General features: G+C 67.7%; 21 protein-coding genes. 15 read left to right on the top strand and 6 right to left on the bottom strand.

All coding sequences use genetic code 11. The features are described 5' to 3' along the window. Nucleotides 1-4: 4 nt before the first annotated feature. The 3 genes from E0E05_RS02795 to E0E05_RS02785 all read right to left on the bottom strand — a co-directional run bounded on the left by E0E05_RS02795 (nt 5) and on the right by E0E05_RS02785 (nt 3,857). The gene (locus E0E05_RS02795; protein WP_210215749.1) at nt 5-1,120 is read right to left on the bottom strand and encodes a mechanosensitive ion channel family protein; all 1,116 of its coding nucleotides are present in this window, start codon (nt 1,118-1,120) and stop codon (nt 5-7) included. 6 nt (nt 1,121-1,126) lie between these two features. Then, on the bottom strand, nt 1,127-2,734 hold the full coding sequence (locus E0E05_RS02790) for a sodium:solute symporter (RefSeq protein ID WP_131615332.1): 1,608 nt from the start codon (nt 2,732-2,734) through the stop codon (nt 1,127-1,129). A gap of 130 nt (nt 2,735-2,864) precedes the next feature. Further along, a complete protein-coding gene (locus E0E05_RS02785) occupies nt 2,865-3,857 on the bottom strand; it encodes a PRC-barrel domain-containing protein (RefSeq protein ID WP_158629257.1) in 993 nt (330 codons plus the stop codon). A gap of 165 nt (nt 3,858-4,022) precedes the next feature. Between E0E05_RS02785 and E0E05_RS02780 the strand changes: the two genes are divergently transcribed. From E0E05_RS02780 to ligD, 15 genes are all read left to right on the top strand, one after another. Then, a complete protein-coding gene (locus E0E05_RS02780; protein ID WP_131615330.1) occupies nt 4,023-5,471 on the top strand; it encodes a TrkH family potassium uptake protein in 1,449 nt (482 codons plus the stop codon). 3 nt (nt 5,472-5,474) lie between these two features. Continuing rightward, nucleotides 5,475-6,134, top strand: a complete 660-nt coding sequence (locus E0E05_RS02775; RefSeq protein WP_131615329.1) for a potassium channel family protein — start codon at nt 5,475-5,477, stop codon at nt 6,132-6,134. Nucleotides 6,135-6,206: 72 nt separating this feature from the next. After that, nucleotides 6,207-6,911 (top strand): gluconate 2-dehydrogenase subunit 3 family protein, encoded by a 705-nt coding sequence (locus E0E05_RS02770; protein ID WP_131615328.1) that lies wholly within the window; start codon nt 6,207-6,209, stop codon nt 6,909-6,911. Further along, nucleotides 6,912-8,699: a GMC family oxidoreductase gene (locus E0E05_RS02765; RefSeq protein WP_131615327.1), complete on the top strand. Its 1,788-nt coding sequence runs from the start codon at nt 6,912-6,914 to the stop codon at nt 8,697-8,699. Nucleotides 8,700-8,709: 10 nt separating this feature from the next. Next, the gene (locus E0E05_RS02760; protein ID WP_131615326.1) at nt 8,710-9,510 is read left to right on the top strand and encodes a c-type cytochrome; all 801 of its coding nucleotides are present in this window, start codon (nt 8,710-8,712) and stop codon (nt 9,508-9,510) included. 9 nt (nt 9,511-9,519) lie between these two features. Beyond that, the gene (locus E0E05_RS17525; protein WP_244598031.1) at nt 9,520-10,053 is read left to right on the top strand and encodes a c-type cytochrome; all 534 of its coding nucleotides are present in this window, start codon (nt 9,520-9,522) and stop codon (nt 10,051-10,053) included. Continuing rightward, nucleotides 10,050-10,979, top strand: coding sequence for a cytochrome c oxidase subunit II (gene coxB, locus E0E05_RS02750; RefSeq protein ID WP_131615325.1), 930 nt, complete (start codon nt 10,050-10,052; stop codon nt 10,977-10,979). Before E0E05_RS17525 ends, coxB begins: the two co-directional genes overlap by 4 nt. Beyond that, nucleotides 10,976-13,492: a cytochrome c oxidase subunit I gene (gene ctaD, locus E0E05_RS02745; protein ID WP_131615324.1), complete on the top strand. Its 2,517-nt coding sequence runs from the start codon at nt 10,976-10,978 to the stop codon at nt 13,490-13,492. Before coxB ends, ctaD begins: the two co-directional genes overlap by 4 nt. Further along, nucleotides 13,489-13,806: a hypothetical protein gene (locus tag E0E05_RS02740; RefSeq protein WP_131615323.1), complete on the top strand. Its 318-nt coding sequence runs from the start codon at nt 13,489-13,491 to the stop codon at nt 13,804-13,806. Before ctaD ends, E0E05_RS02740 begins: the two co-directional genes overlap by 4 nt. A 1-nt stretch (nt 13,807) precedes the next feature. Then, complete coding sequence (locus tag E0E05_RS02735; RefSeq protein ID WP_131615322.1) at nt 13,808-14,569, top strand: cytochrome c oxidase assembly protein; 762 nt, start codon at nt 13,808-13,810, stop codon at nt 14,567-14,569. Between the two features lie 164 nt (nt 14,570-14,733). Further along, complete coding sequence (locus E0E05_RS02730) at nt 14,734-16,356, top strand: GMC family oxidoreductase (RefSeq protein WP_131615321.1); 1,623 nt, start codon at nt 14,734-14,736, stop codon at nt 16,354-16,356. Beyond that, nucleotides 16,353-17,003 carry a c-type cytochrome gene (locus tag E0E05_RS02725; RefSeq protein WP_131615320.1) on the top strand — a complete coding sequence of 217 codons (651 nt, stop codon included), beginning with the start codon at nt 16,353-16,355 and terminating at the stop codon, nt 17,001-17,003. The genes E0E05_RS02730 and E0E05_RS02725 overlap by 4 nt, the downstream gene beginning before the upstream one ends. After that, entirely contained in the window at nt 17,000-17,422 is a 423-nt protein-coding gene (locus E0E05_RS02720) for a sugar dehydrogenase complex small subunit (RefSeq protein WP_131615319.1), read from the top strand. The genes E0E05_RS02725 and E0E05_RS02720 overlap by 4 nt, the downstream gene beginning before the upstream one ends. A gap of 6 nt (nt 17,423-17,428) precedes the next feature. Beyond that, complete coding sequence (gene ku / locus E0E05_RS02715) at nt 17,429-18,349, top strand: non-homologous end joining protein Ku (RefSeq protein ID WP_131615318.1); 921 nt, start codon at nt 17,429-17,431, stop codon at nt 18,347-18,349. A gap of 3 nt (nt 18,350-18,352) precedes the next feature. Further along, a complete protein-coding gene (gene ligD / locus E0E05_RS02710; RefSeq protein ID WP_131615317.1) occupies nt 18,353-20,875 on the top strand; it encodes a DNA ligase D in 2,523 nt (840 codons plus the stop codon). Here the strand turns inward: ligD and E0E05_RS02705 are convergent. The 3 genes from E0E05_RS02705 to E0E05_RS02695 are packed head-to-tail and all read right to left on the bottom strand — an operon-like array spanning nt 20,857 to nt 24,113. Continuing rightward, nucleotides 20,857-21,816 carry a Gfo/Idh/MocA family protein gene (locus E0E05_RS02705; protein WP_131615316.1) on the bottom strand — a complete coding sequence of 320 codons (960 nt, stop codon included), beginning with the start codon at nt 21,814-21,816 and terminating at the stop codon, nt 20,857-20,859. The genes ligD and E0E05_RS02705 overlap by 19 nt on opposite strands. 54 nt (nt 21,817-21,870) lie before the next feature. Then, nucleotides 21,871-22,620, bottom strand: coding sequence for an SDR family oxidoreductase (locus E0E05_RS02700; protein ID WP_131615315.1), 750 nt, complete (start codon nt 22,618-22,620; stop codon nt 21,871-21,873). A gap of 5 nt (nt 22,621-22,625) precedes the next feature. Continuing rightward, nucleotides 22,626-24,113: an aldehyde dehydrogenase family protein gene (locus E0E05_RS02695; protein ID WP_131615314.1), complete on the bottom strand. Its 1,488-nt coding sequence runs from the start codon at nt 24,111-24,113 to the stop codon at nt 22,626-22,628. Between the last annotated feature and the right edge of the window lie 97 nt (nt 24,114-24,210).

The following is a 24,210-nucleotide window of genomic DNA, read 5'->3' as shown; positions in this document are numbered from 1 at the left end:
ACCGTCAGGCCGAAACGTCGCGCGCGCCGGTGTGCGCGTCGTTCTGAAGGCGCAGTTCACCGCGCAGGCGCGGCAGCGCCTGGGGATATTCCGCCTGCAGCCAGGCCAGCAGCTTCTCGCGGATTTCGCAGCGCATGTCCCACGATTGCGGCGCCGTGCGCGAACTCATCAGACCGCGCAGGGTCATCGTGTCCTTGTCGGTGTCGGTCACCTGCAGGACCACCGCCTGGCCGTCCCAGTAGGGCGAGTTCTCGACCAGTTCGGTCATCTTCTCGCGGACCCGGTCGACCGGCACCGTGTAGTCGACGTGCCAGTGGACCGCGCCGAGGATCGACGCAGTTTCGCGCGTCCAGTTCTGGAACGGCTCCTCGATAAAATAGCTCAGCGGCACGACCATGCGCCGCCAGTCCCACAGGCGCACGACGACGTAGGTCGAGAAGATCTCCTCGATCCAGCCCCACTCGCCTTCGACGATGACAACGTCCTCGATCCGGATCGGCTGGGTCACGGCGATCTGGATGCCCGCGATCAGATTGGCCAGAACCGGCCGGGCGGCAAGGCCGAGGATCAGGCCGGCGGCACCGGCCGAGGCAAACAGGCTCACGCCGTAGCGCTGCACGCTCTCGAACGTCAGCAGCACCGCGCCGATGGTGGCGATGACGACGATGATGTTGACCGCACGCCGCAGCACGCGCACCTGGGTGACGTATTTGCGCGCGGCCAGATTGTCGTCGGTGTCGATCCGGAAGCGGCGCACGGCCCGTTCGCCGAAATGGTCGGTCAGCAGCACGACCGTCCAGCCGACGAGGATGATCAGCACGATCAGCGCGCCGTGCTGGATCGTCTCGTTCCAGACGAAGGGCAGCCGCACGCGCGGCATGACCAGCACCAGCGCGGCCAGCACGAACGCCAGCCGCATCGGCCGGCGCGCCTTGCGCACAACGGACGACCAGGCGCCGGTGCGGCCCTCCGCCCAGCGCAGGGCAAGCCGGAAGGTGAGCCAGTGGGCGAAGAGCCCGGCGGCCACCGTCAGCACGAGCACCAGCGGCGGAACGGCGAACGCCGGCACGGAGCCGGCGAACGCCTCGATCCTCGCGATGACCGCTTCGAGGCCGGCCATGCGCGCCTACCAGAACCAGATGATGAAGCCGACCATCGAGACGATCAGCAGACCCGACAGAAGCGTCCGGTCGAGCCAGATAGGTTCTTCCCATTGCGTGAAGACCTGCTTGGCCTCGGCGCCCGACCAGACCAGCTTGTCGATGCCTTCCTTGTCCTTGCGACGCGTCGCCGCGCTGATGCCGAAATGGGTGGCAATGCCGATGAACATCATGATCGTCGACATGATCGTGTAGTGGATCGCCGGCAGGCCCCAGCTCTCCCAGATCCCCGTGACTTCCTTGAGGATGAACAGCGGGATGCCGACAACCAGGCCCAGAAGGATCGTGTAGAATGCGCCGTTGCCGTTCAGCCAGGGCACGAACAGCCCCGCCATATAAACCACGACGATCGTCGGAATGATGTAGGACAGCGACGACTGGAAGTAGCTGAACAGGCTCTCGAAGCCGGCGATCATCGGCGCATAGACGGCGCCGATCACCATGGCGATGCCCGTGACGATCCGTCCGATCTTGACCAGCGTGTCCTCGCTCAGATCGGGCTTGAGCGGCTCGATGAAATCCTTGACGACCAGCGTGCCCGCCGAGTTGAGCGCGGAGTCGAGCGAGGACATGATCGCGGCAATCAGCGCCGCCATGATCAGGCCGCGCAAGCCGATCGGCATCAGTTCGAAAGCCAGCGTCGGAAAGGCCAGATCGGGTGTCTCCAGATCGGGATAGAGTTTCAGGGCGATCAGGCCGGGCAGAATCATCAGGAACAGGTTGGGCAGCTTCAGGAAACCGGCAAAGATCGCGCCGATCTGGCCTTCCTTGAGGTTCTTTGCGCCCAGCGTGCGCTGCACGACGAACTGGTTGATCGTCCAGTAGTAAAAGCCGAGCAGCACGACACCCCAAAGACCGGTCCAGGGAAGAAAATCATTGCTGGCGGGCAGGATCAGATGGGTCTTGCTGTCGTCGAGATCGACAAACAGTTCCTCCCAGCCGCCGACCGCATCGAGCCCGAGCCAGAACAGCGCCGCCGCGCCGGCGATCAGGAGGATCGCCTGCACCGTGTCGGTGACGACGACCGCCGATAGTCCGCCCAGGATCGTATAGAGCCCGGCGACCAGCGCCAGCACCGCCACCGCCGTCCAGAGGTTGAGGAAGCCCGTGACGTTGGCAATCACCAGCCCGCCCGCATAGAGCGCGCCAGCGGTGTCGATGAACATGATGGCGAGGATCGTGAAGACCGAGAAGGCGCGACGCGAGCGCACGTCGTAGCGTTCTTCGAGGAACTCGGGAACCGTCGAGACCTTCGCCCGCAGATAGGAAGGCAGAACAAAAACCGCGAAGATGATCAGGACGAAGGCTGCCGTCCACTCATAGTTGAAGATGACGACGCCGTTGTCATAGGCGCCGCCCATCAGACCGACAAAACTGGAGCCGGACATGTTGGACGCAAACAGCGAGAAGCCGATCAGGTACCAGGGGATGGTGCGGCCAGCCAGGAAATAGCCATCCGACCCGCCGCCCGAATTCTTGCGCGAGACATAGACGCCGTGGGCAACGATGCCGAGGAAGTAGATGACGACAATGGCGTAGTCGATCCAGTGAAGGTCAAATCTGGCTTCTTCCATCGATCATCTCCCGCCTTTTCAGAGTGTGCCCTCAACGCGACCCCCTGCGGACCGTTCCCGCCCCCGATCCGCCCGAGGCCAAAAAAAACGGAGGAGCCGAAGCCCCTCCGTTGCGGACGCCAGTTGGCGGTCAGCCGTCCCAGCGTTCCATGGCATCGAGTTCCTGCTCGGTGGCGTCGAGATAGACGCTGACGCCGCCGGCACGTCCGTTGCTGCGGATGTCGACCTCGTCGAACGAGACCGCGACGGGCTTCTCGCCGATGCCGAGAAAGCCGCCGACATCGACGATGGCGTGGCTGATGCGACCGTCCTCGGAGATCACCAGTTCACCGACATCGCCGATCCAGTCATTGTTGGCGCCGAAGACGCGCACGCCTTCGAGGTCCTCGGCCGTCAGGTCGGCGATATCGACCGGCTCGAGCATCTGCGGCTCGCGGCCACGTTCGCCTTCGGCCACCTGCTGGTCGGCGTTGAGACGCTCGCCGTCCGGATTGCTGCCGGCATCGGAGTTGTCACTCTCGGCCGTCATCGTGTTTTCGTCGGCGGTCGGGGCGGCGACACCGTCGCCGGTCATCTCGCCCTCGCCGAGCGTGTCGCCCTCGGTGCGGGCATAGGTGTCGCGCGTCGAAAGCTCGGCGTAGCCCGTCTCCTCGGGGTCGATGTCCGAGACATCCCGGCCGTCGAGGAAGGTGCGCGCCTCCTCGAGCAGGCTGCGGTCGCCGGTGAACACGGCGAAGAATTCGCCCTCATCGTCGGCGTCCGGAACCAGGTTCAGGTCTTCGATGGCGATGCGCTTGCGGGCATCGTTGGAGCCGATCACCGCGCCCGCGTCGACCACGACGGCGCTGATCTGGCCTTCGGACGTGATCAGCACGTCGCCGATCTCGCCGATCGTGCGCCACTGGTCGGACGCTTCTTCGTAGGGGCCTTCGTCGGCACCCTGCTCGGACATGTAGAGCGTGCGCCCCATCAGGTCGGGCACGCCGACGGTCATGTCGCCGGCGCCGTATTCGGCCGCATTGACCTGTTCGGGCGTCGCCATCGCGCCGCCGGTGTGGCTGTCGGCCATCGCCGGCACGGCCATGGCGAAACAAAGTGCGGTTGTGGCAAGCAGACGTTTCATGTGTGGGTCCTCCTTCTCGGTGTCCAATTCGGATGTCGCTGCAGCCAGAACGGACAAGACCGACCGAAGTTGCATGGCGCCCCGGCACGGAACCGGGCGCCGCGCCGTTCGTTATCGAGGGGGTTTCAACCGCATCAGGGGCGAGAGATTGGTTCGGCAGGCATCGTGACGGCACGGGGACAGGCCAGTGTCGCCTGGACGGCGCGGCCGGGCGTGGTCGCGCGCACGGTGGCGGCCCATTCGCTGATCATGCTCGCCGCCGTCGGCCCGCCGCTTCTGGTCGCAGCCCTCGAGGGCGCGACCGACCTCGCGCTGGCGCTCGTGCCGGCCGTCGTCCTGTGTCTGGCCGGTGCGCTCGTGGCGCACTATCGCCCGCGCTTGGACAATGTCCGCCAGATCGAGGCGGTCGCCGCCTTCGTCGCGCTTTTCCTCATCGTCAGCGTGTTCGCCGCGCCCGGTTTTCTCGCCCTCGGCATGACGCCGCTCGATGCGCTGTTCGAGAGCGTGTCGGGCGTCACCTCCACGGGTCTGACGGTGGCCGAAGCGACCATGGACTGGCCGATCGCCGGCCATTTCCTGAGGGCCTGGCTGCAATGGACCGGCGGTTTCGCGATCGCGGTCGCCGGCGTCGCGCTGATCCTCGGTCCCGGCGCCGCCTCGCACGAAATGGGCGAAGTGGGCATCAACGGTCGCGACCTCGTCGCCTCGACCCGCGCCCAGGCGCGCCAGTTGCTGGCGGCCTATTGCGTGATCACGCTGATCGCCATCGCCATTCTCGCCGCGCTGCTGCCAAGCTGGTGGGAGGGCGTCGTCGTCGCGCTGAGCGCCGCATCGACGGGCGGCTTCACGCCGCGCGCCGACAGCCTTGCGAGCTATTCGCCGCTGGCGCAGTCGGCGGTCATGGCCGTGTGCGTCGCCACGACGGTCTCGCTCTACGCCTATGTCGTCGCCCGCCAGTCCGGCGTGCGGCGCGCGCTCTCAAGCAGCAATGCAGGCGCGGTCCTTGTCGCGCTCGGCACCGGCACGGCCCTTGTCGCGCTTGCGGCGGCGGCGCTGAACGGCTGGGAAACCGAGGGCGTGCTCGACACGGCACTCAACTTCCTCAGCGGCTTCACCACCGCCGGCTTCGCCGTCGCCCCGATCGCCCAGGCCGACGCGCTCGTCGCGCTGATCCTGTTTGCGATGGTCGTCGGCGGCGGCATCGGCTCGACCGCCGGCGGCATCAAGCTCGACCGCGTGATGACGCTGGGCGGCATGGTCGGACTGAGCCTGTTGCGGCTGCGTTCGCCGCGCCGCTCGGTGACGCGGCTCGAGTCGAACGGCAAGACGGTCGCCGCCGACCGGGTCATCTCCATCGCGGCGATCCTTGCGCTCTACACGCTGACCGGCCTGATCGGCTGGCTGCTGTTCCTGACCGCGGGGCTGGCCCCGCTTGCGTCGGTGTTCGACATCGTCTCGGCGCTGTCGACCGTCGGGCTCAGCACCGGCGTCGTCGGGCCGGACCTGCCGGCCCACCTGAAGGCCTATCTGATCGTGGCGATGCTGGCGGGCCGTCTCGAATTTCTCGCCCTGCTCGCCGTCATTCTCCCCGCCACCTGGAAAAGGAGGGCATAGACCATGCGCACGGTAATCGTGGGCGCCTCGCGGTTCGGCATCGCGACGGCGCGGGAACTGACCGATGACGGCCACGAGGTCGTCATCGTCGACACCGACGAGGCCAAGCTCGAACAGCTCGCCGACCAGCTCGACTGCGGCTTCATCCATGGCGACGGCACGCTGCCGTCGGTGCTGCGCGACGCGTTCGGCGATCACGCCGACTCGCTCGTGCTGCTGACCAACGAGGACGACGTCAACATCCTCGCAGCGCTGGTCGGCCGGTCGATCGGCTTCGAACGGGTGATACCGCAGATCGTCAGGGCCGAACTCCTTTCGGTGTGCGACGAGCTGGAACTGAACGACGTCATCACCCCGCATTCGACGGTGGCCCGCTCGATCGTGCAGGCGCTCAAGGACAAGTCCGACACCTCGGTGGACCTTCGTCTTCACAAGGGCATACGCGTGGTCGGCTACGCGATCACCGCCGCCCATGACGGCCAGACCGTCGGCGAACTGGACCTGCCCGCGGCGAGCCGCGTGATCGCCCGCGCGCACGGCGAGGAGGAGAGCCTGGTCGACGACGAGACCCGGCTCGCGGAGGGCGACCATCTGATCGTCGCGGTGGCGACCGAGGCGGTCGACGCGCTCGAAAAGGCGCTCGCGCCGGACACGGACGAATAGCCCCTTGCATGGAACCGGGCCGGCGAACGCGCGTTGGTCGCACACTTACCTACGAACCGTCGCGGGGGATCCATGGTCACGCAGTTTTCACGCCGGGCAATCCTCGCCCATATCGGCGCGGCCGGCGTCAGCGCCGCACTTCCGGTCCGCGCCATCGCCCAGAACGCCTATGCCGAACTGGAAGGCCGGCCCTGGTTCTTCCTGACCGACGACGAGGCGCGCTATCTCGCCGCCGTCACCGACATCTTCATTCCCGAGGACGAATTTCCGTCGGCCAGCCAGGCCGGCGTCGTCGACTTCATCGACCTGCAACTGGCCGGCCCCTACGGCCGGGGCGCTGGGCTCTACATGGAAGGCCCGTTCCGCGAGGGCGAACCGACCCAGGGCTATCAGGCCGAACATGTGCCGGCCGCGCTGATCCGCCGGGGCATCGCCGAGACCGATCAGGCCGACGGCGGGCTCAAGCTGGTCGATCGCGACGCGGAAGGGCGGCGCGCCTTCGTCGGCTCGCTGTCGCAGTCCGAGGACGTGTTCCAGTCCGCGTTCTACGAGGAACTGCTGAAGCTGGCGAACTGGGGCTATTTCGCCGACCCGATCTATGGCGGCAACAAGGACTATGCCGGCTGGGAAATGGTCGGGTTCCCGGGGGCGCACGCCTACTACACGAGCTTCGTCGACGACCACAACCGGCCCTTCGACATGCCGCCCAAGGGCATCGCGCACGTTCCCGGCCAGGGGCCGGCGCAATTCCTGCGCACGAACGGAAGGGAGGGCTGAATGGCCGCGCGCACACTGCCAAAGACCGACGTGGTGATCATCGGCAGCGGCTGGACCGGCCTTGCCGCCGCCTACGAACTGGCCCAGGCCGGCCAGCGCTGTGTGGTCCTCGAACGCGGCAAGCCGCGCCATGACGCAACCAGCTTCGCCGGTCCCGAAGAGCATGACGACCTCAAATACGCCCACCAGTACGGGCACATGATGGACGTCAGGGAACAGACGCTCACCTTCCGCAACAATTCCGACCAGACCGCGCTGCCGATGCGGCGGCTCGGCTCGTTCCTGCCCGGCCAGGGACTTGGCGGTGCCGGCATCCACTGGAACGGGCAAAGCTGGCGGCCGCTGCCGGCCGACCTCGAAATGCGCAGCCACTATGTCGAGCGCTACGGCGAGCAGTTTCTCGACGATGACGACATGACCGTGCAGGACTGGGGCGTCAGCTATGACGAACTCGAACCGTTCCTCGACTTCTACGAGAAGGTCGCTGGCATCGGCGGCAATGCCGGCAATCTGAACGGCGAGATCCGCGACGGCGGCAACCCGTTCGAGGGGCCGCGCTCGGAGGACTATCCGAACCCGGCGATGAAGCAGCCGGTCGCAACCACCCTCTTTGCGGAAGGCGCGGCCGAACTGGGCTACAAGCCGTTCCCGATCCCGTCGGCCAACATGACCCGCGCCTACGAGAACCCCTATGGCGCGCAGCTTCACCCGTGCACCTATTGCGGGTTCTGCGAGCGCTTCGGCTGCGGCTACTATGCCAAGGCCGACCCGATCATCTGCATCTACGACCGCATCAGGGATCACGAGAACTTCGAGATCCGGTTCAATTCCTGGGTCATGCGGGTCGATAAATCGTCCGACGGCAAGACGGCGACCGGCGTGACCTATCTGGACGAGGACGGCCGCGAGGTCTTCCAGCCCGCCGACATCGTCTGCATGAACGCCTACGGGCTGTGGAACGTGCACCTGATGCTCGTTTCGGGCCTTGGCACGCCGTACGACCCGCAAAGCCGCACCGGAACGGTCGGCCGCAACTACGCCTACCAGACGCTGGCCGGTGCGAACGTGCTGTTCGACGAGGAGATCATCACCAACCCGTTCATGGGCGCCGGCGCGCTCGGCATGGCGATCGACGAGTTCAACACCGGCAATTACGACGCGGCCGAACTGGGCTTCGTGGGCGGCGGCTATATCGGTTCGACGCAGACCAACGGCCGGCCGATCGGCCACCAGCCGACACCGCCGGACACGCCCGCCTACGGCGCCGAGTGGAAACGGGCGGTGCGCGAATACTATTCCCGCAGCGGCGGGGTGCTGCTGCACGGCTCGTCCGTCGCCTCGCCCAACAACTATCTCGACCTCGATCCGACCTATGTCGACGCGTTCGGCCGGCCGCTGTTGCGGATGACCTTCGACTTCCCCGAGAACGACCGGCGGATGGCCCAGTGGGGTCAGGCCAGAGCGCGCGAGATCGCCGAAGCGATGGGGCATGTCGAAACCATCGCGGACTGGAACCGCGCCGCGCCCGGCCAGTCCTATTCGATCGTGCCCTACCAGACCACGCACAACACGGGCGGGGCGGTGATCGGCACCGATCCGGCGACCAGCGTCGTCAACCGCTACGGCCAGATGTGGGACCACCACAACGTCTTCGTCTTCGGCGCCTGCCTGTTCCCGCAGAACCTCGGCTACAACCCGACCGGCCCGCTGATGGGGCTGGCCTACTGGACGCTGCATTACATGAAGACCGACTATCTCGAAAACCCGCGCCCGCTGATGGACGCGTAAGGAGTTCGCCATGAGGACGCTTGTCCAGACACTGATCGCAACCACGGCCGCCGCCGCCATCGGGCTGACCATGGTCGCCAGCGCGCAGAACTTCGAGGAAGCGCCCGGTGCGGCGACGCTGGAGGCGAGCCTTCAATCGGACGAAACGATGTTCAACGCCCGCGTCAACCAGCCCGTCGACGATGATCTTCTGGAGGCAGGGCAGCTGGTCGCCATGGGCGGCGCCGAGAACGGCGGCTCGGGGATGGCCTGCATCACCTGCCACGGGGCGCAAGGGGAAGGCGACGGCTCCGGCGCCTTTCCGCGCCTGACGGGCCAACCGGCCTGGTACATGTACAAGCAGCTTGTCGACTACGCATCCGGCGACCGCCCGAACCGCGTCATGACCGGCATCGCCCAGCGCCTGACCGAATACGAGATGGAGGCGGTCAGCGCCTATTATTCCGTGCTCGAAGCGCCGCACGCGCCGGTGCTTGGCCAGATCGACGGCGAACTGCTGCAATGGGGCGCGCAACTGGGCGCGGCCGGTTCGGCCGAGGCCGGCATTCCGGCCTGCGTCAACTGCCACGGGCCGAACGGCACCGGCCTTGCGCCGTCGGTTCCGTATCTGGCCGGCCAGTACGCCCGCTACATGGAGTATCAGCTCCAGCTCTGGAAAGAGGGCATCCGCGACAACGATCCGCTCAACGTGATGTCGGCCATCGCCCAGAAGATGACCCGCGAGGACATGCGCGCGGTCAGCGAGTATTACGCCCGCGTGCGCGCCGAGCGCGTCCAGGACGATCGCCCCGACATCGTGATCGCGGAGTAGGTCTTGGCCGTGGCGGTGGAGGACAGGCCGCACCGCAGCCGGCGGGCGACAGCGATCACGGCGTTGACGGCGCTGGCCGGCATCGCCGTGGCCGTGCTCGTGGGCATCTGGGCGCTCGCCGATCCCGACGACGGTCCGCTGGCGCCGGTCTACGCCGCATGGCGCGACGATATCGTTCCGCTCATCGCGCGATACTGGCCGGTCGCGCCCAGACAGCCGCTGAACTGGGAGGCGCAGAGCCTCGACATCCCCGGCGCAGACCCCGCGCGCGGCCGGCAACTGATCGCCGAGAACGGGTGCGGGTCCTGCCACACCATACCGGGTGTGGCCAACGCCCGAGGCAGCGTCGGACCCAACCTGACCGATTTCGCCGAGCGCGCCTATGTCGCCGGCATCCTGCCGAACCGCCCCGGCGACCTGACGAGCTGGCTGGTGCAGCCGACCGTCCACGCGCCCGATACCGCGATGCCCGATCTGGGCCTGACCGAGGACGAGGCGCGCGACATGGCGGCCTATCTCTATACGCTCGGTGACGCCCGATGACCTCCGAACTGGGCGAATTCGGCGCGCAGTCGGCACTGCGTGTCTTCGGTCCCAACGCCGAGGCGGCGCTGCTGCTGACCGTCATCATGACGGCGGTCGGGCTTGCCATCTTCGCGCTGGTCATGGCGTTCGTCTGGCTGGCGGCGCGGCGCGGCGGCCAGCCGCGCACCTGGTGGATCTGGGGCGGCGGGCTCGTCTTTCCGCTGGTGACGATCCTGGCCCTGTTCGTGTTCTCGTCGATCACGCTGCGCGCGATCGCACGCACCGATCCAGACGCCACGGTGATCGAGGTGACCGGCCATCAATATTGGTGGGACGTGATCTACGATCCGGACGGTCGGGCGATCCGCGACGCCAACGAGATCGTCGTTCCGGTCGGCGAGCCCGTCACCTTCCGCCTGAAGACCGCCGACGTCATCCACTCGTTCTGGGTGCCCTCGCTCGGCGGCAAGCTCGACATGATCCCCGGCCGCACGAACAGCTTCACGCTGACCGCGTCCGAGGCCGGCCGGTTCCGTGGCCAGTGCGCCGAGTTCTGCGGCCTGTCGCACCCCAAGATGGCGTTCGAGGTGGTCGCCGTGCCGCCGGAGGACTTTGCCGCCTTCCTCGATCGCCTCGAAGGCGAGGCGCGTGACGCGGCAAGGCCGGAACTGCTCGACGGCAAGCAGGTCTTCCTCGATGCCGGCTGCGCGGCCTGCCACCAGATCAGGGGCGTCGCCGAGGGCGCCAGGATCGGTCCGGACCTGACCCGCGTCGGCGGACGGGCCGCGCTCGGGGCCGGCATGTGGCGCATGAACAAGGGCAATCTCGCCGGCTGGATCGCCGATGTCTCCGACATGAAGCCCGGCGCACAGATGCCCGACTACAACCATCTGAGCGGGCCCGATCTGCGCGCGCTGGCCGCCTGGCTGGAGAGCCTGAAATGAGCGCCAGCGCCGAACGCCAGGACTATACCGGCGCGCGCAAGGGCGAGCCGGACAAGAACTTCGAGGAGATCTGGGCGCAGCCCTCCGGCATCCGCGCGCTGACCTCGGTCTCGCACCGCGTCGTCGGCAAGCGGTTCATCGTCACCGGCTTCATCTTCTTCCTGATCGCCGGGCTTCTGGCGCTCGGCGTGCGCACCCAGCTCATCGTGCCGGGCAACACGTTCCTGGACAGCGAGACCTACAACCAGTTCTTCACGATGCACGGAACACTGATGATGTTCCTGTTCGCGATTCCGATTCTTGAGGGGTTCGGCGTCTACTTCCTGCCGCTGATGCTGGGCGCACGCGACCTGATCTTCCCGCGTCTGGGGGCATTCGGCTATTTCTGCTACCTGTTCGGCGGCATCATCGTGCTGTCGTCGTTCCTGTTCGATGCGGCGCCGGCCGGCGGCTGGTTCATGTACACCCCGCTTTCGACCAAGGAATACACGCCCGGCCTTTCGGCCGACTTCTGGCTGATCGGCATCACGTTCGCCGAGATCGCCTCGGTGACCGCGGCGGTCGAGCTGATCGCGGCGATCCTGTGCGCCCGCGCGCCGGGCATGAGCCTGACGAGGATGCCGATCTTCGCCTGGTATCTGCTGATCACCGCCTTCATGATCGCGATCGGCTTTCCGCCGCTGATCATCGGTTCGATCCTGCTCGAAAGCCAGCGCCTGCTCGGCCTGCCCTTCTTCGATCCGGCCGCCGGCGGCGATCCGCTCCTGTGGCAGCACCTGTTCTGGATCTTCGGACACCCGGAAGTCTACATCATCTTCCTGCCCGCCGCCGGCATGGTCGCGACCATGCTGCCGACCTTCGTCGGCCGGCCGCTGTTCGGCTACGGCTTCACGGTCGCGGCCGTCGTCACCATGGGCTTCATCAGCTTCGGCCTTTGGGCCCACCACATGTTCACGACCGGCATTCCGGCGATATCGCTGTCGCTGTTTTCGGCCGCATCGACCATGGTGGCGATCCCGACCGGGATACAGATCTTCTGTTTCATCGCGACGCTGGCCCAGGCGCGCCCGCGTATCACCACGCCGATGCTGTTCATCTTCGGCTTCCTGTTCATCTTCGTGCTGGGCGGGCTGACCGGGGTCATGCTCGCCTCGGTGCCGTTCAATTTCCAGGCCCATGACAGCTATTTCGTCGTCGCGCACCTGCACTATGTGCTGATCGGCGGCATGGTGTTCCCACTGTTCGGCGCGTTCTACTACTGGGTGCCGCACTTCACCGGGCGGATGATGTCGGAGGCGCTCGGCAAATGGGTGTTCTGGCTGATGTTCATCGGCTTCAACGCCACCTTCTTCCTGATGCACGTCACAGGCCTGCGCGGCATGCCACGCCGCATCGCCACCTATCCCGAGGACATCGGCTGGGACCGGCTGAACATGCTGTCCTCGATCGGCTCGTACATTCTCGCCGCCGGCGTGGCGCTGTTCATCTTCGACTTCTTCCGCCACCTGTCGCGTGGCGCGCCGGCCGGCCGCAACCCGTGGGGTGCCGGCACGATGGAATGGCTCTATCCGACCGTCGCGCCGGGCTACAATTTCCGCGCGATCCCGCCGGTGACCAGCCGCGAGCCGCTGTGGGACCAGCCCGAGCTGACCGGCACCGATCCGGCCCGCGTGAACGGTGTCCTGCGCGCCTATCCGGACCATCGCCGCGAGACGCTCGGCTGCGATCCGCTGACCGGCGAACCGCTGCACATCGCCCGCCTGCCACACCCGACATGGGTGCCGCTCTTCACCGCCTTTGCGGTCGCTGTGATGTTCGGCGCGACGCTCGCCAGCGCCTACTGGGTCACGGCGGCCGGCTTCGTCGCCATGATGGCCGGCTTCACCGCCTGGGCGTGGGAGCCGTCCGACAGCGGCGTGACGCGTGACGCCGGGCTCGGCTACCGGCTTCCGGTCGACAAGGCGGACCGGCGCAGCCACACCTATATCGCCGTGATCGGCACGCTCTTGATCCTGGGCGCGCTCTACTTCTCGCTGGTGTTTGGCCTTCTTTATCTGTGGCTGACGTTCCCGGCCTTCGCCGACCAAGTGGCGCGGCCCGACCCGCTGATGGCCGCAGGCGCGATCGTCGCGGCGATCTTCATGGTCGGCTTTGCCACGCTGACCCGGGCCCTGACGCTGCGCGACAGCCTCATCCCGGCCGCGCTGTCCGGCCTCGTCACGGCCGCGCTCGGCGGCGCAATGGGCGGGCTTCTCTATCTCGCCATCGCGCACATCGACCGCGAGGCGACCGCGCTCGGCGCGACCGCCTGGGCGATCGTCGCCTATGTCGGCGTGCTCGTGTTCGTGCTGGTCTGGTGGGCGCTGTTCAACGCGCTGCGCAAGCTGACCGGGCAGACCCGGCCCGGCCAGCACGTCGCCGACTTCAACCTCTCACCCTATGCGAAGGGCGTCGCGCTGTTCGCCGTCATCACCGGCGGGCTGCTGCTGGCCGCCCATGGAGTGATCCCATGACGATACGTCGCAACCAGGTTCTGGCGCTCGCAGCGCCGATCACGCTGTGGGCGATCCATTTCACCATCCTCTACGCGCTGGTCTCGGCGGCCTGCTCGCCGCGCGCGCTGATGTCGATAGCGACGATGCAGACGCTCAGCTTCATCGCCACGATCATCGCGCTGATCGGCGCGGGCCTGCCGATCGTGCGCGTGCCCGTGCGCCGCAAGAACGACGACATGGCGACCGCGATCCGGCTGGCGGCGGTCATCGCGGTGATCGCCATCGTGCTCAATGCGGTCGCCTTTCCCTTCTTTGCCAACTGCGGAGGCTGACATGTTCACCGCCGATCCCGACTATGTTCCCTTCTGCGGCATGCCACCGGTGCCGGCCGAACTGATGGCGCGCTGGACGCTGGACCCGTTCCTGCTGGCCGGCCTCGCCGCCGCATGGGCATTCGGGTTCTGGCGCCTGGCCAAGGGCCCGCGCCGCACGAGCTACTTCGCCGGGCTGGCGATCACCGCGATCATGTTCGTCTCGCCGCTTTGCGCCCTGTCCATGGCGCTGTTCTCCGCCCGCGTCGGCCAGCACCTGGTGCTGACGCTGATCGCCGCGCCGCTGCTTGCCCGCGCCTTCAACGGCCGCCGCGTGTCGCCGATGGCGGCCGCGATCGTCTTTTCGGGCTTTTTCTGGTTCTGGCATCTGCCGACGCCGTACCAGGCGACGCTGGAGAGCGACTGGACCTACTGGGCCATGCATCTGAGCCTTCTCGGCGCGGCGGTGGCGTACTGGGCCGCCATCATCACGCAGATGGAACCTCGGCCGCTCCAGAGCTTCCTGTCGGCCATCGTGGTCGGCACGCAGATGTCGGTGCTGTCGGCGTTGCTGGTCTTTTCCGGCGAGCCCTGGCACCTGTGGCACGAGGCGACCACACCGCCCTACGGGCTGACGGCGCTGACCGATCAGGCGCTCGCCGGCGGGATGATGTGGGTGTTCGGCGCGGCTGTGTTCGTCGCCGCGATCGGCCTTCTGATCGTACGGGTTCTGGTGCAGGCCGAGGACGGCGATGGCCGCCCCGCCCCCAACCGCGCCGGGTGAAGGGCGTCGCCGGCAATCGTCTCGTTTACGCCAACCATGACCGTGACGACCGCGCCGCGTCAACTTCACCGGCCGGATTCGGTTCCAGCACGCGCGTATGGGGCGACGAACCGGGAACCGGACGGAACGACGCGCGTTTGACCGGAGCCGGAGGGAGTTATCAGATGGTCACGACACTGCCGCAAAGCCCGCAACTGTGCGTCATCGGCGCGGGCGTCGCCGGCGGGCTGGTGGCCAAGCGCGCCGCCGAGGCCGGCATGCGCGTGACGATCCTCGATTGCGGCCCGCGGCTCGACCGCGCCGAACTCGTCAAGCGGTTCCGGCAGGCCCACCCCCAGGACCTGATGTCGCCATATCCGGAAAATGATCACGCACCGCAGCCTGACCCGTCCGACCCGGGCGCCTATCTGATCCAGAAAGGGCCTGACCCCTACGAGCAGCAATATATCCGCGCGGTCGGCGGCACCACCTGGCACTGGGGCGCGGCGACCTGGCGCTACCTGCCCAACGACATGCGCATCAAGTCGCTCTACGGCGTCGGCCGCGACTGGCCGATCTCGTACGATGACATCGAGCCCTGGTACTATGAAGCGGAAGTCGAACTGGGCGTCGCCGGTCCGGAGAACGCGCCGTTCGATGCGCCGCGCTCCAAGCCCTATCCGATGCCGCCGGCGCCCTATTCCTATCTCGACCAGGTCTTTGCGGAAAAGCTGACCTCGGCCGGATACACCCTCATCCCCGCCCCGCAATGCCGCAACAACCAGCAGGTCTATGACGGCCGGCCGCCGTGCTGCGGCAACGCCAACTGCATGCCGATCTGTCCGATCGGGGCGCAATATTCGGGCAACATGTCGGTCGAAAAGGCCGAGGCCGCCGGCGCGGAGTTGATCGTCAACGCGGTCGTCCATTTCCTCGAGGTCGGCGAGGACGGGCGCATCGCCGCCGCCCGCTACCTGACGCCCGACGGCGAGGAGTTCCGCATCGAGGCCGAACGCTTCGTCCTGGCGGCCAACGGCATAGAGACACCGAAGATCATGCTGATGTCGACGCAGGAGAACGCGCCGGATGGCGTGGGCAACTCGTCGGACATGGTGGGCCGCAACCTGATGGATCACCCCGGCACCGGCCACACGTTCGACAGTGAGATGCCGCTGTGGCCCGGGCGCGGACCGAACATCCTTTCGGGCATCGTCAATCTGCGCGACGGCGAGTTCCGCCGCGACCATGCCGCCCGCAAGCTCATGCCCGACAACAAGACCCATGTCGGCGAAGTCACCAGCGAGGCCATCGAGGAAGGGCTGACCGGTGACGAACTGCGCGAGGCGGTGCGCTATCGCGCCGCGCGCCGGCAGATCATCTATTCGTTCAACGAACAGCTCCCCGATCCGGCCAACCGGATCGTGCCATCGACCGAAAAACTCACCGACAAGCTCGGCATACCACGCCCGGAAATTCACTATGCCATCGACGACTATGTGCGCCGGGCGGCCGAAGACACGCGTCGCCGCGTCGAGGCGATGATGCCGCTGTTCGGTGCCAAGCCCGAAAGCGTCCGGCACAATGAGGGCTTTTATCCCAACAACCACATCATGGGCGCGACCATCATGGGCGATGATCCGCGCGACAGCGTCGTCGACGGCGATTGTCGCACCCACGATCACCCGAACCTGTGGATCTCCTCGTCCAGCACCTTCCCGTCGGGCTCGTCGGTCAATTCGACGCTGACCATCGCCGCGCTCGCCACGCGCATGGCCGCACACATCGTCGCGGAGGCGCGGACGCAATGACCTGCCGCTTGCCTTCCCGTTTTGCGCCGATCGCCCTTGCCGCCGCCGCGGTGTCCCTTTCCGCCGTCGGCACCGCACACGCCCAGTCGGCCGATGTGCTGCTCGACTGTTCGGCCTGCCATGACAGCACCGCCTCGACGCCGGCGCGCCCCTCCGTGCCCGGCCCGTTCCCGGACCTGTCCGGCCAGCCGGCGCGCTACATCGCCCATCAGCTCGAAGCCTACCGCAAGGGGCTCAGGCAGCATCGCCAGATGGAAAAGACCGCCACCGCGCTCGGCGAGGGCGGGGCGGCGGCGATGGCACGGCTTTATGCCGACGCGCCGCAGCCAGACCTTCGTCCGCCCGCGCGCGAAGAGGCCGACACGACCGGCTGGTCGCTCGTCGTCAACGGCGCCTGGGAGCGCGGCGTGCCGCCCTGCGCCTCGTGCCACGGGGTTTCGGCCGACGATACCGGCCGCCTCGCGCCGATCCTGATCGGCCGCGATCCCGCCTATCTGGCGCACGAACTGCGCGCCTATGCCGATAGCGACCGCCGGTCGGACACGATGGGCCGGATGCGCGCGTTCGCCGCGCAACTGACCCCTTCCGAGATCGACGCGGTCGCCGACTATTACGGAGCCTGGCGTTCGCAGGAGGACGAACCATGAGCACCATCGCACCCCTGACACGGCGCCGCTTCGCGCTCCTGACGACCGCGGCCATGCTGGCGCCGACCGCCGCCGCGCGCGCGCAGCCTTTTGCCGAGTTCGAACGGTTCGCCGCCCGGCTCAGGGAGCTTTCCGGGTTCGATCCCCTGCCCCGGCCGCTGGTCGCCGCGCTGGCCGACAGGATGAGCGAACTGGAAAAGCGCGCGATCATCGGGCGCGATGCGCTGCCGGACGAATTGCGCAAGCGGGTGCTCACCGCGCTCTATACGGGCGTCTACACGCCGCGCGGCGAAGACGAGGGCGAGCGCATCGCCTATCCCGACGCGCTGATGTATGCGACCGTCGAGGACACGATCAACGTGCCGAGCTATTGCGGCGGCCTGCCAGGCTTCTGGGCGCAGAAGCCGGAAATGGCCTGAGGCGTCATGGCGGCGCGGCCGATCTGGAAGGGCCAGTTGCGGCTCTCGCTCGTCTCGATCCCGGTCGAGGTCTATTCGGCGACGAAATCGTCGGCGAAGATCCGCTTCCGGCAGATCCACGAGCCGTCGGGCAAGCCGATCCGCTACGAAAAGACCGTGCCCGGCATGGGGCCCGTCGATCGCGACGAGATCGTCAAGGGCTTCGAATATGACGACGACAGCTACATCCTGCTCGACCCCGACGAGATCGACGCGATCAAGCTGGAGACGAAGAAGACGATGGAGATCGTCCAGTTCGTCGAGCAGGGCGAAATCCCGCCGATCTACTTCAACAAGCCCTACTACATCACGCCGGCCGACGAGCTCGCCGAGGACGCCTACCGCGTGGTGCGCGACGCGCTGCGCGACAGTTCCAGGACCGGCCTTTGCCAGATCACCATGCGCGGCAAGGAATATCTGGCGGCGATCCGCCCGTGCGGCGACGGGCTGCTGATGGAGACGCTGCACTATGAGGAGGAAATCCGCGAGGCCGAGCCGATGTTCTCGTCGGTCGGCGATGCCGAGCCGGACGCCGAACTGCTCGACGTCGCCACCTCGCTGATCGACCGGAAGACCGCGCCGTTCGACGCGTCGGCCTTCACCAACAGCTACGAGGAAGCGCTGCGGGCGCTGATCGACCGGAAACTCAAGAACAAGTCGACAAGGCGCGTCGAATCCGAGGACGCCGAACCGCGCCCGCGCGGCGACAATGTGGTCGACCTGATGAGCGCGCTCAAGGAAAGCCTCGACGAGGCCGAACCGGGCAAGGCGCGCGGCAAGCGGTCGTCCGGTTCGTCGTCCAAAGCGTCGTCAAGGTCGAAGTCCTCGTCCAAGGGCGGCACCAAATCGTCGCGCTCTTCGGGCTCGCAGAAGAAGAAATCGGCCTGAGCGATGGCGCAGAAGTCCGACAGGCTGTCCGACTATGCGGCCAGGCGCGATTTCTCGGTCACGCGCGAACCGTCCGGGGAAGCGATACCCAAAAAGCGCGGCAAGCCCGTCTTCGTCGTCCAGAAGCACGATGCGACCCGCCTGCATTTCGATTTCCGGCTGGAATGGGACGGCGTGCTGCTGAGCTGGGCGGTGACGAAGGGGCCGAGCGACGATCCGTCGGTCAAGCGGCTGGCCGTGCGCACCGAGGACCACCCGCTCGACTATCAGGACTTCGAGGGCACCATCCCCAAGGACGAGTATGGCGGGGGCACCGTCATGGTCTGGGACAAGGGCTGGTGGGCGCCGCACGGCGATGTCGAGGAGGGCCTCGACAAGGGCAAGCTTGGGTTCGACCTGCACGGCGCGCGGATGAGCGGCGCCTGGGCGCTGGTGCGGATGCGCCGCCGCAAGGGCGAAAAGCGCGAGAACTGGCTCCTGATCAAGGAGCGCGACGCGGCGGCGACCGAAGACGAGGATCACCTGACCGAGGCGTTCGACACCAGCGCGCTGACCGGCCGGACGATGGACGAGATCGCCGAGGACGTCCCCGCCGGCGATCATGGCAAGCCGCCCGATCCGGCCGAGCATTTCCGCAAGAAGACGCCGAAATTCACCGCGCCGGAACTGGCCGTCCTCGTCGACGAGGCGCCCGAGGGCGACGACTGGCTGCATGAACCCAAGTTCGACGGCTATCGCTGCCTCGCCGCGCTCGGCACGGGCGGGGTGCGCCTTTACACGCGCTCGGGCAAGGACTGGACCGACCGGTTTCACGGGCTCGCCGAGGCGTTCGCGTTCATCGACTGCGACAGCGCGCTGATCGATGGCGAGGTGGTTTCGGGTCAGGCCGGCGATCCGGCGACGGCGGGCTTTTCCGATCTGCAGTCCGATCTGAAGACCGGCCGGCCGGTGCGGTTCATGGCGTTCGACCTGATCGAACTGGACGGCGCATCGCTGAAGAAGACGCCGCTCGCCGAGCGCAAGGAAAAGCTCGCCGCACTGCTCGACAGCGCGCCCGGGGGCGGACCGGTGCGCTATACCGACCATATTCGCGGGCGCGGGCGCCAGGTCTTTGCTGGCTTTGCGGACGGCGGCGCCGAGGGCATCATCTCAAAGCGCGCCGACAGCCTCTATACGGGCAAGCGGTCGGGCAAGTGGCGCAAGGTCAAGGCCGAACGGCGGCGTGAGTTCGTGATCGCCGGCACGACGCCGTCGTCAGCAAAGGGGCGGCCCTTCGCCTCGATCCTGCTTGGCACGCGTGACAACGGCAGGCTCGTCTATCGCGGGCGCGTGGGCACGGGGTACGACGCGGCGACGCTCGACCGGCTCGAGAGCCGTTTCGCAAGGCTCGAACGCAAGACCGCGCCGTTCGACGACGAGGTGCCGCGCGAGATCGCCCGCGACGCGCGCTGGCTGACGCCGAAGCTGGTCGCCGAGATCGGCTATGCCGAACTGACCGCCGACGGACGCATCCGGCACGGCCGCTTCGAGGGCCTGCGCGAGGACAAGGAGGCCGGGACCGTGAGCATGGACAACGACACGCAGGCCGAAGCGGACAATGCCGGCGGCGACGACGGGACGCTGACCGTCCGGTCGATCGCCATTTCGAGCGGCGACCGCACGGTCTTCCCCGAGGCCGGCTGCACCAAGGCCGACGTCGCCCGATACTATGGCGCGGTGGCCGAACGCATGCTGGCGCTCGCCGGCGGCCGTCCTGTCTCGCTGGTGCGCTGCCCGCGCGGCATCGAGGGGGACTGCTTCTTCCAGAAGCATGCGGGCAAGGGCTTTCCCGACGAGATCGCATCGGTGCCGATCGAGGAGAAGTCCGGCGACACCGAAGACTATCTGGTCATCGACCGGCCGGAGGGGTTCGTCGCCGCCGCGCAGATGGGGGCGATCGAATTCCATGTCTGGGGCGCGCGGACCGACAATCTCGAAAAGCCCGACCGGGTCGTCTTCGACCTCGATCCGGGCGACGGCGTCGACTTCGACGCGGTCAGGCACGCGGCCAAGGACGTGCGCGATTTCCTGTCCGGGCTCGGCCTTGAAAGCGTCGCCATGGTCACCGGCGGCAAGGGCGTGCACGTCATCGTGCCGCTGCGCCGCACGGCCGGCTGGGAGACCGTGACGCTGTTCGCCCGGACCGTCGCGACGATCTTCGCCGAGGCCGAGCCCGACCGCTATGTCGCCACGATGTCCAAGGCCAAGCGCAAGGGCAAGGTGTTCATCGACTGGCTGCGCAACGAGCGGGGATCGACGGCGATCGCGCCCTATTCGGTGCGGTCGCGACCGGGCGCACCAGTCGCCATGCCCGTCACCTGGCGGGCGCTCGGCCAGTTGAAGGCGGCCAACGCCTTTACGATGAAAAGCGCCCGAGAGCGGCTTTCGAAGCCGTGCCCGCTCGAGGCGGCGGACGCCGATCAGGCGATCACACGCGACATCATCACGAAACTGGAAGAGCAGGCCGGTCAGGCCTCGCGGTCGTAGAGCAGGTCGAGCACGGCGTTGACGGCGGCCGCCTCGTCGGGCGTCACAAGCGCGTCGGCTGGACGGCCCTCGAGGGCGGCGAGAAAGGGCACCAAGCCCTGGCCCGCATCGAGCGGGCTCAACCCGGCGGACCAGTGCGGCGTTTCCTCGCCCCTGCCCGTGATCGCGACCTTGCCGTCGCCGACCGTCGCGCCGGCCTCGGTGCCGATCAGTTCGATCTCGAGCCGCATCGTGCGGTCCGTCCATCCGGCCTGCACCGCCCCGGTTGCGCCGCTCTTGAAGCTCAGCGCGGCCGCGCCATGGTCGTCGACCGGAAAGCCGCGCGCGTGGCCCAGGCATGCCGCGCCGCCGGCGACCGGCCCGGCCATCCACATCAGAAGATCGATGACATGAACTCCCTCGTCGGCGAACCCGCCATAGCAGGCCAGATCGGGCGTCGTCATCCAGCCGGACAGGTCGAGCCAGTCGGCGTAGGCGCCGTCATGGGCGAAGCGCCCGCGCGCTTCGACGACATCGCCCAGTTCGCCGCCCCGAACCCTGTCGCGCAGTTCGGCGAGAGGCGGATTGGTGCGCATGAAGAAGCCGGTATGCAGCAGCGTGCCGGTGCGCGCGGCCGCCTCGGCGATCCGGCGCGCGGCGGCGGCGTCGCCGGCGAGCGGCTTTTCGGTGAAGACCGGAATGCCCGCCTCGAGCAGGAACGCGATGTCGGCCTCGTGATGGGCGGTCTCCGAACACACGACGGCGCCGGCGATGTCGCCAGACGTGATCGCGGCGCGGTCGGCGACGGCGGGGGCGCCGGTTTCGCCGGACCAGTGCTCGGCGCGTGCCGCGTTCCGGTCGAAGACGGCGCCGATCGCAAAGCCGGCCTCGCCCGCCACCCGCACATGATCGGGCAGGTGGACGTGGGCGGCACCGACGATGGCGAGGGTCTTGTCGCGCATTGCGACAGAACGCGGCCGGCGGGCCCGGGTTCCCGCGACGAGGCCGCCGCCCGGTCAGACGCAGCGGCCGCCATCGACCTCCAGCGCCACGCCGGTGATGAAGGCGGCTTCGTCCGAGGCCAGATAGAGCGCGGCGTTGGCGATGTCGGCGGGCGTCGAAAAGCGCCCCAGCGGGATCACCGACTTGAACTTCTCGCGCATTTCGGGCGTGTCGGTGCCCATGAAGGTGGCCAGCATGCCGGTTTCGCCGGCGACGGGCGCCAGGCAGTTGACGCGGATGTTCCTGGGCGCAAGCTCGACGGCCATCGACTTGGTCGCGGTGATCGCCCAGCCCTTGGAGGCGTTGTACCAGGTCAGGCCCGGACGCGGCCGGAGCCCGGCGGTCGAGGCGGTGGTGATGATCGCGCCGCCGCCCTGGCCCTCCATGATCGGCACCACGGCGAGCGTCGAGCGGTAGATCGCCTTCATGTTGACCGCGAAGATGAGATCGAAATCGTCCTCGCTGACGGCGGCCAGATCGCCGTTGCGATGGCTGTAGCCGGCATTGTTGACCATGATGTCGATGCGGCCGAAGGCGTCGTGCGCGGTCTCGACCATGGCCGCGATGTCCGAACCGAGCGAGACATCGACCTTCAGCGGCACCGTCGCCGAACCCAGTTCGGCGGCGAGCGTTTCGGCCCGCTTGCCGTTCAGATCGGCGATCAGCACCCGCGCGCCCTCCTCGACAAAGCGCCGCACCATGCCCTCGCCGAAGCCGCCGGCACCGCCGGTGACGATGGCGACCTTGCCTTCAAGTCTTCCCATGCATGCTATCCGTGGTTGAAGACGATCGCCTTGGTCGCGCTCATGTCGCGCAGGGCCTCGAGCCCCTTCTCGCGGCCATGGCCCGACTTCTTGACCCCGCCGAACGGCAGTTCGACGCCACCGCCCGCGCCGAAGCAGTTGACGAAGACCTGGCCCGACCGGATCGCGCGGGCGACGCGGAACTGGCGGCCGCCGTCGCGTGTCCACACCGCCGCGACGAGCCCGTAATCGGTCGCGTTGGCTAGCCGGATCGCCTCGGCCTCGTCGTCGAAGGCGAGCATCGACAGGACCGGGCCGAACACCTCCTCGCGCGCCAGATCGCTTTGCGGATCGACGCCGCCGAACAGGACCGGCGCGACATAGTGGCCGGCGGCGGGCGCGTCGTCGGCGATCCGGCCTTCGGCCAGCACCGGCGTTCCGGCCGCGCGCGCCGCGGCGACGAAGCGGTTGACCCGTTCGGCCTGGGTCGCGTTGACGAGCGGGCCCAGATCGCCGTCGGCCCAGTGCGGCTCGGCGACCAGTCCGGCAAAGCGTTCGGCGAGCCGGCCGGCGACCTCGTCATGGAGCGGACGTTCGACCAGGATGCGGCTGCCGGCCGAACAGGTCTGGCCGCCATTCTGGATGATCGCATTGACCAGAACCGGCATCGCCGCGTCCAGATCGGCGTCGGCGAAGACGATCTGCGGGGACTTGCCGCCCAGCTCCATCGTCACGCCGCGATTGTTGACGGCGGCGGCCTGCTGGATCGCGGTGCCGGTCACGGGCGAGCCGGTGAAGGTGACGTAATCGACGTCCTGGTGGGCCGACAGCGGCGCGCCGGCCTCCTGCCCGTAGCCGGTGACGACGTTGAAGACGCCTGGCGGAAAGCCCGCCTCGAGCGCCAGTTCGGCGATCCGCACCGTGGTCAGCGAGGCGTCCTCGGCGGGCTTGATCACCAGCGTGTTGCCCATGGCGAGCGCCGCACCGGCGACGCGGCCGAGGATCTGCATGGGGTAGTTCCACGGGATGATGCCGGCGACGACGCCGTGCGGCTCGCGCAGGGCGAGCGCGGTGTAGCCGTCCAGGAACGGGATCTGGTCGCCGTTCAGCTTGTCGGCGGCGCCGGCGTTGAACTCGAAATAGCGCATCGCGCCCTTCACGTCCGCGATGCCCTGGCGGACCGGCTTGCCGGTATCGCGGCTTTCGAGCGCGGCGAGTTCTGCCGCGTTCTGCTCGATCCGGTCCATCAGCGCGAACAGCAGCCGGCCCCGTTCGAGCGCGCTCATGCGGGCCCAAGGGCCGGTCTCGAAGGCGGCGCGGGCGCTGGCGACGGCTGCGTCGACGTCAGCCGCATCCGAGCGCGCGATGGTCGCGAAGACCGCGCCGTCGGACGGGCAGGTGACATCGATCGTCGCGCCCGAACGCGCCGGGATTGTGCGTCCGTCGATGACGTTGCCGGCCGCAAGGCCCTCGCCGGCGGTCCTGGCCGTCGATCGGTCGACTGTATCGAGCATGGAAAACCTCCCGATGTGATGGTCGCGCCACAGTGCCCGCAATTGCGTGCTTTGCAACCCGCTCAATGCAAGGCGGACTTGAATTTCCGCCCGTTCT

It is taken from the genome of Roseitalea porphyridii, from assembly GCF_004331955.1.
In the GTDB taxonomy this organism is placed as follows: Bacteria; Pseudomonadota; Alphaproteobacteria; order Rhizobiales; family Rhizobiaceae; genus Roseitalea; species Roseitalea porphyridii.
The sequence above is the reverse complement of the archived record's forward strand: the minus strand, read 5'-3'. Positions and strand labels throughout refer to the sequence as shown.

Excerpts from the sequence above, each read along its gene's own strand:
- E0E05_RS02795 (WP_210215749.1), bottom strand. The coding sequence starts at position 1,120 with ATGGCCGGCCTCGAAGCGGTCATCGCGAGGATCGAGGCGTTCGCCGGC.
- E0E05_RS02785 (WP_158629257.1), bottom strand. The coding sequence starts at position 3,857 with ATGAAACGTCTGCTTGCCACAACCGCACTTTGTTTCGCCATGGCCGTG.
- E0E05_RS02700 (WP_131615315.1), bottom strand. The coding sequence starts at position 22,620 with ATGGGAAGACTTGAAGGCAAGGTCGCCATCGTCACCGGCGGTGCCGGC.
- ctaD (WP_131615324.1), top strand. The coding sequence starts at position 10,976 with ATGAGCGCCAGCGCCGAACGCCAGGACTATACCGGCGCGCGCAAGGGC.
- E0E05_RS02725 (WP_131615320.1), top strand. The coding sequence starts at position 16,353 with ATGACCTGCCGCTTGCCTTCCCGTTTTGCGCCGATCGCCCTTGCCGCC.
- ligD (WP_131615317.1), top strand. The coding sequence starts at position 18,353 with ATGGCGCAGAAGTCCGACAGGCTGTCCGACTATGCGGCCAGGCGCGAT.
- E0E05_RS02770 (WP_131615328.1), top strand. The coding sequence starts at position 6,207 with ATGGTCACGCAGTTTTCACGCCGGGCAATCCTCGCCCATATCGGCGCG.
- ku (WP_131615318.1), top strand. The coding sequence starts at position 17,429 with ATGGCGGCGCGGCCGATCTGGAAGGGCCAGTTGCGGCTCTCGCTCGTC.
- E0E05_RS02695 (WP_131615314.1), bottom strand. The coding sequence starts at position 24,113 with ATGCTCGATACAGTCGACCGATCGACGGCCAGGACCGCCGGCGAGGGC.
- E0E05_RS02705 (WP_131615316.1), bottom strand. The coding sequence starts at position 21,816 with ATGCGCGACAAGACCCTCGCCATCGTCGGTGCCGCCCACGTCCACCTG.
- E0E05_RS02760 (WP_131615326.1), top strand. The coding sequence starts at position 8,710 with ATGAGGACGCTTGTCCAGACACTGATCGCAACCACGGCCGCCGCCGCC.
- E0E05_RS02740 (WP_131615323.1), top strand. The coding sequence starts at position 13,489 with ATGACGATACGTCGCAACCAGGTTCTGGCGCTCGCAGCGCCGATCACG.
- E0E05_RS02735 (WP_131615322.1), top strand. The coding sequence starts at position 13,808 with ATGTTCACCGCCGATCCCGACTATGTTCCCTTCTGCGGCATGCCACCG.
- E0E05_RS02730 (WP_131615321.1), top strand. The coding sequence starts at position 14,734 with ATGGTCACGACACTGCCGCAAAGCCCGCAACTGTGCGTCATCGGCGCG.
- E0E05_RS02790 (WP_131615332.1), bottom strand. The coding sequence starts at position 2,734 with ATGGAAGAAGCCAGATTTGACCTTCACTGGATCGACTACGCCATTGTC.
- E0E05_RS02775 (WP_131615329.1), top strand. The coding sequence starts at position 5,475 with ATGCGCACGGTAATCGTGGGCGCCTCGCGGTTCGGCATCGCGACGGCG.
- E0E05_RS02720 (WP_131615319.1), top strand. The coding sequence starts at position 17,000 with ATGAGCACCATCGCACCCCTGACACGGCGCCGCTTCGCGCTCCTGACG.
- coxB (WP_131615325.1), top strand. The coding sequence starts at position 10,050 with ATGACCTCCGAACTGGGCGAATTCGGCGCGCAGTCGGCACTGCGTGTC.
- E0E05_RS02765 (WP_131615327.1), top strand. The coding sequence starts at position 6,912 with ATGGCCGCGCGCACACTGCCAAAGACCGACGTGGTGATCATCGGCAGC.